This window comes from Mesorhizobium sp. M2C.T.Ca.TU.002.02.1.1 (genome assembly GCF_003997225.1).
The window spans coordinates 1-8,656 of record NZ_RZTO01000192.1; the positions used below are offsets into that span (position 1 = coordinate 1).

Here is an 8,656-nt window from a genome sequence, read left to right on the forward strand (position 1 = left end):
GGCGAATTGTGCGAGACGGCGGTCACCACCGTCGCGGTGCCGGAGATGTTCCGCTACTGGCTGCAGGGCGGCCGCATCTCGATCGGCTTCCTGGGCGCCGCCCAGCTCGACAAGTTCGGCAACATCAACACCACCGTCATCGGCGACTACGCGCATCCCAAGACCCGCCTGCCCGGCGGCGGCGGCGCGCCGGAGATCGCCACCTCGTCGAGGCAGGTCTACATCACCATGGCGCAGTCGAAGCGCGGCATGGTCGAGAAGATCGACTTCTTCACCTCCTTCGGCCATGGCGACGGCGGCGATCATCGCAAGCGGCTCGGCATCGATACCGCCGGGCCGACGCTTTTGATCACCGACCTCGCCATCTGGAAGCCCGACCCGCTGACCAAGGAGTTCACCGTCGTCTCGTTGCATCCGGGCGTCAGCCGCGAGCAGGTGCAGGAAACCTGTGGCTGGACGGTCAAGTTCGCTGAGGCCCTTGACGAGACGCCGGCGCCGACGGAACTCGAGCTGAAGACATTGCGCGACCTGCAGGCCCGCACCAAGGCGGCGCACCAAGGGACCGCCAAAGGGAAAGCTGCATAAATGACCGAAGCCTTCATCTGCGACTACATCCGCACGCCGATCGGCCGCTTCGGCGGTTCGTTGTCCTCCGTCCGCGCCGACGATCTCGGCGCGATTCCGTTGAAGGCGCTGGTCGAGCGCAATTCCGGCGTCGATTGGGCCGCCATCGACGACGTCGTCTATGGCTGCGCCAACCAGGCCGGCGAGGACAACCGCAACGTCGCGCGCATGGCGCTGCTGCTTGCCGGCCTCCCGCAGGACATTCCCGGTTCGACCGTCAATCGCCTGTGCGGTTCGGGCATGGATGCCGTCACCATCGCCGCGCGCGCCATCAAATCAGGCGAGGCGGAGCTGATGGTCGCCGGCGGTGTGGAATCGATGAGCCGGGCGCCCTTCGTCATGCCGAAGGCCGACACCGCCTTCTCGCGCAATGCCGAGATCTACGACACCACCATCGGCTGGCGCTTCGTCAACCCGCTGATGAAGAAGCAGTATGGCGTCGATTCCATGCCGGAGACCGGCGAGAATGTCGCCGAGGATTTTTCCGTCAGCAGGGCTGATCAGGACGCCTTCGCTGTCCGCAGCCAAGACAAGGCGGTGGCCGCGCAAGAGAGCGGCCGGCTGGCGAAGGAGATCACCCCGGTGACCATCCCGCAGAGGAAGGGCGACGCGATCGTCGTTTCCAAGGACGAGCATCCACGCGCGGGCACGACCATCGAGGCATTGGCCAAATTGCCGACGCCGTTCCGCCAGGGCGGCACAGTGACCGCCGGCAACGCATCCGGCGTCAATGACGGCGCGGCCGCCCTCATCATCGCCTCCGAAGCAGCGGCGAAGAAGCACGGCCTGACGCCGATCGCCCGCATCCTCGGCGGCGGCGTCGCTGGCGTTGCGCCGCGCATCATGGGCATCGGACCGGCGCCGGCCACGAAGAAGCTTTGCGCCCGCCTCGGCCTGACGCCGGATCAATTCGACGTGGTCGAATTGAACGAGGCCTTCGCCTCGCAAGGCATCGCGGTGCTGCGCCAGCTCGGCATCGCCGAGGACGCCGCGCACGTCAATCCGAACGGCGGCGCGATCGCACTCGGGCACCCGCTCGGCATGTCGGGGGCACGCATCACCGGCACGGCGGCGCTGGAGCTGCGCGAGCGCGGCGGCAAGCTGGCTTTGGCCACCATGTGCATCGGCGTCGGCCAGGGCATCGCCATCGCGCTTGAGCGAGTGTGAGCGCGGCAGCCGATCAGTAAGGCAGGCCGACGTAGTTTTCGGCGAGCGCGGTTGACGCGGCTTTCGAGTGCACGAGATAGTCGAGCTCGGCTTCCTGGATACGCTGGCCGAATTCGCCGGTCTCGGGGAAGCGGTGCAGCATCGTCGTCATCCACCAGGAAAAGCGCACCGCTTTCCAGACACGCGCCAAAGCCTTGGCTGAATAGGCGTCAAGCCCGGCTTGCGATCTCTCACGGTAGAATTCGCGAAGTCCTGCAAAGAGATAGCGCACGTCGCTGGCGGCCAGGTTGAGGCCCTTCGCGCCCGTCGGCGGCACGATATGGGCGGCGTCGCCGACCAGGAACAGCCGGCCGAACCGCATCGGCTCGGCGACGAAGGAGCGGAGCGGCGCGATCGACTTCTCGAAGGAGGGCCCGATGGTGACGGCACCCGCTATGTGCGGCGGCAGGCGGCGGCGCAGCTCATCCCAGAACCGGTCGTCCGACCAGGCCTCGACGCGCTCGTCGGCGGGAACCTGCACATAATAACGGCTGCGCTGCGGCGAGCGCATCGAGCAGAGCGCAAAGCCGCGCTCGTGATTGGCATAGACCAGCTCGTGGTCGGCCGGCGGCACCTCGGCCAGCACACCCAGCCAGCCGAACGGATAGTGCCGCTCGAACGTCTTCAGCGCGCTTTCCGGCACCGATCGGCGGCTGACGCCGTGGTAGCCGTCGCAGCCGGCGATGAAATCGCAATCGACGCGATGCGTGACGCCGTCCTTGTCGTAGGTGACGAAGGGCGCAGCGCCGTCGAAACCATGCAACGCGACATTCGAGGTTTCGAAGAAAGTCACCAAGCCCGCCGCTTCGCGTTTCTGCATCAGATCGAGCGTCACCTCCGTCTGGCCATAGACGGTGACATGCTTGCCGCCGGTGAGCGCGGTCATGTCGATGCGATGCGCGCGGCCGTCGAAGGCGAGCGAGATGCCGGCATGCTGCAGCCCCTGCGCATGCAGCCTGTCCGCCGCGCCCGCTTCGCCGAGCAGGTCGACCGTGCCCTGTTCGAGCACGCCGGCGCGAACGCGGCCGAGCACATGCTCGCGGCTGGACCGCTCGAGGATGATCGTCTCGACCCCGATCGCGGCGAGCAACTGGCCAAGCAGCAGCCCGGACGGTCCGGACCCGATGATGGCGACCTGCGTGCGCATCAATGACCGAGGCTCTCGATCTGCGCGGTCAGCTCGGCGGCAAGCCGCAGCGCGGCCGCGGTCGCCACGACCATTTGCGGCAGGATGAGCCATTCCAGCATCCAGGCGGCGCCCGAGCGTTCCTGCTCATGCACCAGCGCCTGATGCATGCCGGAGAGCTGGACGGCATTGAAGCGCGCCAGCGCCACCAGCGCTTCCGCCTTCACCGGGTTCTGCTTGTGCGGCATCGCCGACGAGCCGCCACCGCCCGACAGTTTTATGTCGGCGCCAAACTCCGCCATCAGCGCGACATCCTGTCCGAACTTGCCGAGACTGCCGGAGACAAGCGACAGCCAGCTGGCGAATTCGGCGAGCGCATCGCGCTGGCTGTGCCATTGCGGCGCATCGGCAAGACCGAGCTTCGCGGCAAGCGCGGCGCGGACGGCGGCGGCGTTGTCGCCGAGCTTTTCCAGCGTTCCGGCGGCACCCCCGAATTGCAGCGCCAGCAGCCGGCCGGAGAGCTCTCTCAAGCGTTCCTGGTGACGTTCGAGCGGCGCCCGCCACGAAACGATCCGATCCCCCGCGGTTATTGGAATTGCCGGCTGCATGCGCGTCATCGCCATGAGTTCGCGGCTTTCGAACTCCAGCCCCAGCCCTGTGAGGCGCACGACGTTCTCGCCGAGCAGCAGGCCGATATGGTCGACGACCTGTCGCAAGCGCAGCACAAGCGAGGTGTCGATGACATCCTGACTGGTGGCGCCGAAATGCACATATGCATCGTGCGGCGTACCGACCGCGGTTTTGATCTGCCGAACCAGTTCCGGCACCACGACGCCATCCGTGGTGACGCCGGCACGCAGCTTCGCCGTATCCGGTCGGAACGATCCCAAAGCTTTCGCAATCGCCGCCCCGGCATCACGCGGGATGACGCCCAACTCCGCTTCCGCCTCTGCCAGCGCCCGCTCGAAAGCGAGCATCGCGTCGATATCGGCTTCGGCGGAAAAATGCCGCGCCGCCTCCTCGTCGCCAAGCAGGCCGGAAAGGAGCGGATGATCGAAGGGCGAAACGGTCATGGCGGCCACGGTCAGCTGTCGAAGAAGACCGTCTCCTTTTCGCCCTGCAGGTGTATGTCGAAGACGTAGGTATCGCCCTGGCGCTCGGCGATCAGTGTCGGCACACGCAGGCGATGTTCGATGCGGGCAAGGATCGGGTCCTCGGCATTGGCCTTTTCCTCGTCCGAGAAATAGAGGCGCGTATGCAGGCCGAGATTGATGCCGCGCGCCACGATCCACAGCGTGATGTGCGGCGCCATCAACCGACCGTCGCGGAACGGCACGCGACCCGGCTTGATCGTCTGGAACAGGCAGACGCCCGTTTCCATGTCGGTCGGCTGCCGGCCCCAACCCAAGAAGTTCGGATCGGCCGCGCCGCGCAATTCCGAGGGCGAATTGTAGAGCCCGTCGGCGTCCGCCTGCCAGATCTCGATCAGCGCGTCCTTGAGCGGCGTGCCGGTGCCGTCGAGCACGCGGATACGCAATTCGATGCGCTCGCCCCTGGTCTCACCGTTGAGCATCGTCGAGCCGAGGTCGCTCGCATAGACACCGCCGATGCCGCAGAAATTGGGTGTCAGCCCGATATGCACATAGGGGCCGGCGGTCTGCGAAGGGCTTTCCTTCAGCCGGTCGAGCGAGTGCGCCATCAATTGCCCTCCGGCCTGTTCTCGAACAGCGTCGAGCGGCGCCCTCGCAGCACGATGTCGAACTTGTAGGCGAGCGCGTCCATCGGGATCGTCGACTGCATGTCGAGCGCGGCGATCAGCGCCTCGATGGCTTCCTTGTTGGAAATGCCGCCGACGATCGGGCAGCGCCAGATCAGCGGATCGCCCTCGAAATACATCTGCGTGATCAGCCGCTGCGCGAAGCCGTGGCCGAGCACCGAAAAATGGATATGCGCCGGCCGCCAGTCATTCGGACCGTTCGGCCACGGATACGGCCCGGGCCTGACGGTGCGAAAGGCGTAGCCGCCGTCCTCGCCGGTGATCGTGCGGCCGCAGCCGCCGAAATTCGGATCGAGCGGGGCGAGATAGCCGTCCTTCTTGTGGCGGTAGCGCCCGCCGGCATTGGCCTGCCAGAATTCGAGCAGCACGCCGGGGACACCCTTGCCGCGCTCGTCCAGCACACGCCCATGGACGATGATGCGCTCACCGAGCGCGCCCTCGCCAGCTTTGGCGAAATTGTGGATCAGGTCGTTGTCGAGCTCGCCGAGCATCGTGTGCCCGAACACCGGTCCGGTCAGTTCCGACAGCGTGTTGTCGAACGACAAAAGCGCCTTTTGCGGCGAGCGCAGCACCGAGCTCTTGTAGTTCGGCGTGAAGGCCGGCGGATGCCATTGGCGGTCGCGCTGGAAGAAGGCGCCGGTTTCCGGCGAACGGTTCGAGCCTCGCTCAGCCATGGGCGGTCTTGGCTCCGTCCATCTGCGCGAACACCTCCTTGGCGATCTTGAAGGCGCGGTTGGCGGCCGGCACGCCTGCATAGACCGCGACATGCAAGAAGGCCTCGCAGATATCGTCGCGCGTGGCGCCGGTATTGGCGGTGGCGCGCACATGCATGGCCACTTCCTCGTCATGGCCGAGTGCCGCAAGCAGCGCCAGCGTCACGATCGAGCGCTCGCGCTTCGACCAGCCGGGCCGCGCCCATACCGTTCCCCAGGCGGCTTCGGTGATCAGCTGCTGGAACGGCCGGTCGAAATCGGTCGCGGTATCCTCGGCGCGGTCGACATGGGGATCGCCGAGCACGGAGCGGCGAACCTCGAGACCGGTCCGGTAGCGGTTCTTCGTGAGATCATCCATGAGCAGACTTTCCCTCGGGCAACGAGGCGACGAAATCGCGGATCAAGCTGACGAGCGCTTCGGGCTGCTCGATGCACGGGATGTGCGCGGCATCGCGGATCACTTCGAAACGCGCGCCGGGGATCAGTCCGGCCAGCGAGCGGACAAGGTCGGGCGGGGTCGAGCCGTCCTGATCGCCGACGGCGCAGAGCGTCGGCACAGCGATGCGCCGCGCGCTGTCGGTGAAATCGGCATCGCGCACCGCCATGCAGGTGCCGATGTAACCCGGCAGCGCCTGCCGGGTGAGCATGTTGCGGCAGCCGGCCAGATCGGCCGCGCGCGCGGCGTGGAATTCCGGCGTGAACCACACTTTCATGATGCCGTCGGCGATCGCCTCGATGCCGTCGCGCTCGACGGTTGCGATACGCGTGTTCCAGCTGTCGGCCGTGCCGATCTTATGCGCGGTGTCGCTGAGGACGAGCGCCTCCACGAGCTCGGGCCGGCGAGCGTAAAGCCGCTGCGCGACCATGCCGCCGACGGAGAGGCCGAAGAGCACGACCTTGTTGAAGCCGAAGTGGTCGATGAGGCCCGCCAGATCGTCGACATGGTCGTCGATGGAACGCGCGCCGCTGCCGATATCCGACAGACCATGGCCACGCTTGTCGTAGACGAGCATCGGCATTTCACCGGTGAGCTTTGCCACGACGTCGTCCCAGATGCGGAAGTCGGTGCCCAGCGAATTGATGAAGATGATCGGACGCGGCGTGCCCGCCGCCTCGATGAAGCGGTGATGCAGCGTGACGCCGCCTATGCTGACGAATGGCACGATTTCGATCCTCCAAAGCCACATTGCACGAGCAGTTTGGTTCGGTAAAATGATATTTTGCGGCGTTTCATTAACTCTGAGGTTATCGAACCATGGCCGAAAGCCGAATCCGCTTCCGCCATCTGCAGGCGTTTCTCGAGGTCGCTCGGCAAGGCAGCGTCGCGCGCGCGGCCGACTTCCTGCATGTCAGCGCGCCGGCCGTGACCAAGACCTTGCGTGAGCTCGAAGAAGCGCTCGGCGTCGCCGTGGTCGAGCGCGACGGGCGCGGCATCCGCGTCACGCGTCTCGGCGAGATCTTCCTTGGCCATGCCGGCTCGGCGATTTCGGCGCTGAAGCGCGGCGTCGATTCCGTGCGCCAGGACGGCGCACTCAATCGCGACCCGATCCGTATCGGCGCGCTGCCGACCGTGTCGGCGCGGGTGATGCCGCTTGCCATGAACCTGTTCCTCGAGGAAAACACCGGCGCCGCGCTCAAGATCGTCACCGGTGAGAACGCCGTGCTGCTCGAGCAGTTGCGCGTCGGCGCGCTCGATCTCGTCGTCGGCCGCCTCGCCGCGCCGGAGCATATGACCGGCTTCTTCTTCGAACACCTCTATTCGGAGCAGGTGCTGTTCGTGGTGCGGGCCGGTCATCCCTTGTCGGAACCGGGAACAGACATCTTCGCGCGGCTCGACGAGTTTCCCGTGCTGATGCCGACGCGGGAATCCGTCATCCGGCCTTTCGTCGACCGGCTCTTCATCACCAACGGCATGACCGCGCCGGCCACGGAAATCGAAACCGTTTCCGATTCCTTCGGCCGCTCCTTCATGCGCCAGAGCAACGCCGTGTGGATCATCTCGGCCGGCGTCGTCGCCAATGAGATCGCCAGCGGCGCCTTCGTCGCCCTGCCGGTGGATACGGAGGAGACCAAAGGGCCGGTGGGCTTGACCATGCGCACCGACACAGCGCCCTCGCCTGCCTTCACCATCCTCTTGCAGACGATCCGCGAAGCGGCGCGGCACCACGCCTGACGATCGGGTCGGCAGTCCGAATTTCACTAACCCATAGGTTAATGAAACACCGTAAAATATCATTTTACCGAACCAAACCGCTAGTGCAATGTGACCTCCGGAGGATCGAAAGCCGTGCTGTGCGGCCGCAAGCGGAAGACCCGTTTGCCGTCGTGTCGAACGGCGACTGAGGGAGGAGCAGATGTCTCATAATATCGGCAGCAGGCCCGCCATATCGGGCATTTCACGACGCCAGTTCATCGCCACGTCGATGGGCGGCGGTGCGGCACTTGCATTCGGCCGCGGCAAGGCCTTCGCGCAGGCCGCCGACACGCTCAAGGTCGGCTTCGTCAGCCCGCGCACCGGCCCGCTTGCCGGCTTCGGCGAGACCGACGGCTATGTGCTCGACCTCGCCCGCAAGGCCCTGGCCAGCGGCATCGAGCTCGGCGGCAAGAAATACAGCGTCGAGATCCTCGATCAGGACACGCAGTCGGATCCGTCGCGCGCGGGCCAGCTCGCCAAGGACCTGATCAACAACCAGGCCGTTGATCTGATGCTCGCTGTGTCCACGCCGGAGGTGATCAATCCAGTCGCGGACGCCTGCGAGGCCGCCGGCGTACCCTGCCTGTCGACGGTCATGCCGTGGGAGGCCTGGTATTTCGGCCGCGGCGCCAAGCCCGGCGCGCCCTCGCCGTTTAAATGGACCTATCATTTCGGCTTCGGCGTCGGCGAGTTCTTCAAGACCTACATTTCGCAGTGGAACCTGATCGAGACCAACAAGAAGGTCGGCGTCATGTATCCCAACGACGCCGACGGCAACGCCATCCGCGCAAACCTGGCGCCGCTTCTGGCCAAGCAGGGTTTCACGATCGTCGATCCCGGCGCCTACGAGACCGGCACCACCGACTATTCCTCGCAGATCGCGCTGTTCAAGCAGGAAGGCGTCGAGATCTTCAACTCCTTCCCGATCCCGCCCGACTTCGCCGCCTTCTGGCGCCAGGCCGCGCAGCAAGGCCTGACAAGGCAGATCAAGATCGCCCAGGTCGCCAAGACCGGCC

At 65.8% G+C, this 8,656-nt stretch carries 10 protein-coding genes; 4 read left to right on the forward strand and 6 right to left on the reverse strand.

Annotated elements, in window-relative coordinates; genetic code table 11:
• On the forward strand, positions 1 to 585 hold a 585-nt coding region (locus tag EOD07_RS12935), incomplete at its 5' end, for a CoA-transferase (RefSeq protein WP_127235729.1).
• Complete coding sequence (gene pcaF, locus EOD07_RS12940; protein ID WP_127235730.1) at positions 586 to 1,791, forward strand: 3-oxoadipyl-CoA thiolase; 1,206 nt, start codon at positions 586 to 588, stop codon at positions 1,789 to 1,791. It abuts the gene before it with no gap.
• A gap of 13 nt (positions 1,792 to 1,804) precedes the next feature.
• On the opposite strand, the gene pobA is transcribed toward pcaF, so the two are convergent.
• Genes pobA through pcaD form a run of 6 tightly spaced genes read right to left on the reverse strand, consistent with a single transcriptional unit; the run spans position 1,805 to position 6,609 of the window.
• Positions 1,805 to 2,977, reverse strand: coding sequence for a 4-hydroxybenzoate 3-monooxygenase (gene pobA, locus EOD07_RS12945; RefSeq protein WP_127235731.1), 1,173 nt, complete (start codon positions 2,975 to 2,977; stop codon positions 1,805 to 1,807).
• On the reverse strand, positions 2,977 to 4,029 hold the full coding sequence (locus tag EOD07_RS12950) for a 3-carboxy-cis,cis-muconate cycloisomerase (RefSeq protein ID WP_127235736.1): 1,053 nt from the start codon (positions 4,027 to 4,029) through the stop codon (positions 2,977 to 2,979). The genes pobA and EOD07_RS12950 overlap by 1 nt, the downstream gene beginning before the upstream one ends.
• A gap of 11 nt (positions 4,030 to 4,040) precedes the next feature.
• The gene (gene pcaG, locus EOD07_RS12955; protein ID WP_127235732.1) at positions 4,041 to 4,655 is read right to left on the reverse strand and encodes a protocatechuate 3,4-dioxygenase subunit alpha; all 615 of its coding nucleotides are present in this window, start codon (positions 4,653 to 4,655) and stop codon (positions 4,041 to 4,043) included.
• On the reverse strand, positions 4,655 to 5,407 hold the full coding sequence (gene pcaH, locus EOD07_RS12960) for a protocatechuate 3,4-dioxygenase subunit beta (RefSeq protein WP_127235733.1): 753 nt from the start codon (positions 5,405 to 5,407) through the stop codon (positions 4,655 to 4,657). The genes pcaG and pcaH overlap by 1 nt, the downstream gene beginning before the upstream one ends.
• Positions 5,400 to 5,804 carry a 4-carboxymuconolactone decarboxylase gene (gene pcaC / locus EOD07_RS12965; RefSeq protein ID WP_073985359.1) on the reverse strand — a complete coding sequence of 135 codons (405 nt, stop codon included), beginning with the start codon at positions 5,802 to 5,804 and terminating at the stop codon, positions 5,400 to 5,402. Before pcaC ends, pcaH begins: the two co-directional genes overlap by 8 nt.
• The gene (gene pcaD, locus EOD07_RS12970) at positions 5,797 to 6,609 is read right to left on the reverse strand and encodes a 3-oxoadipate enol-lactonase (RefSeq protein WP_127235734.1); all 813 of its coding nucleotides are present in this window, start codon (positions 6,607 to 6,609) and stop codon (positions 5,797 to 5,799) included. Before pcaD ends, pcaC begins: the two co-directional genes overlap by 8 nt.
• Before the next feature lie 92 nt (positions 6,610 to 6,701).
• On the opposite strand from pcaD, the gene pcaQ reads away from it, so the two are divergent.
• Together pcaQ and EOD07_RS12980 are read left to right on the forward strand one after the other, a co-directional pair.
• Positions 6,702 to 7,619 (forward strand): pca operon transcription factor PcaQ, encoded by a 918-nt coding sequence (gene pcaQ / locus EOD07_RS12975; RefSeq protein ID WP_127235735.1) that lies wholly within the window; start codon positions 6,702 to 6,704, stop codon positions 7,617 to 7,619.
• 181 nt (positions 7,620 to 7,800) lie between these two features.
• Positions 7,801 to 8,656 (forward strand): ABC transporter substrate-binding protein (locus EOD07_RS12980; RefSeq protein ID WP_164772218.1); only part of this gene is annotated, 856 nt, incomplete at its 3' end.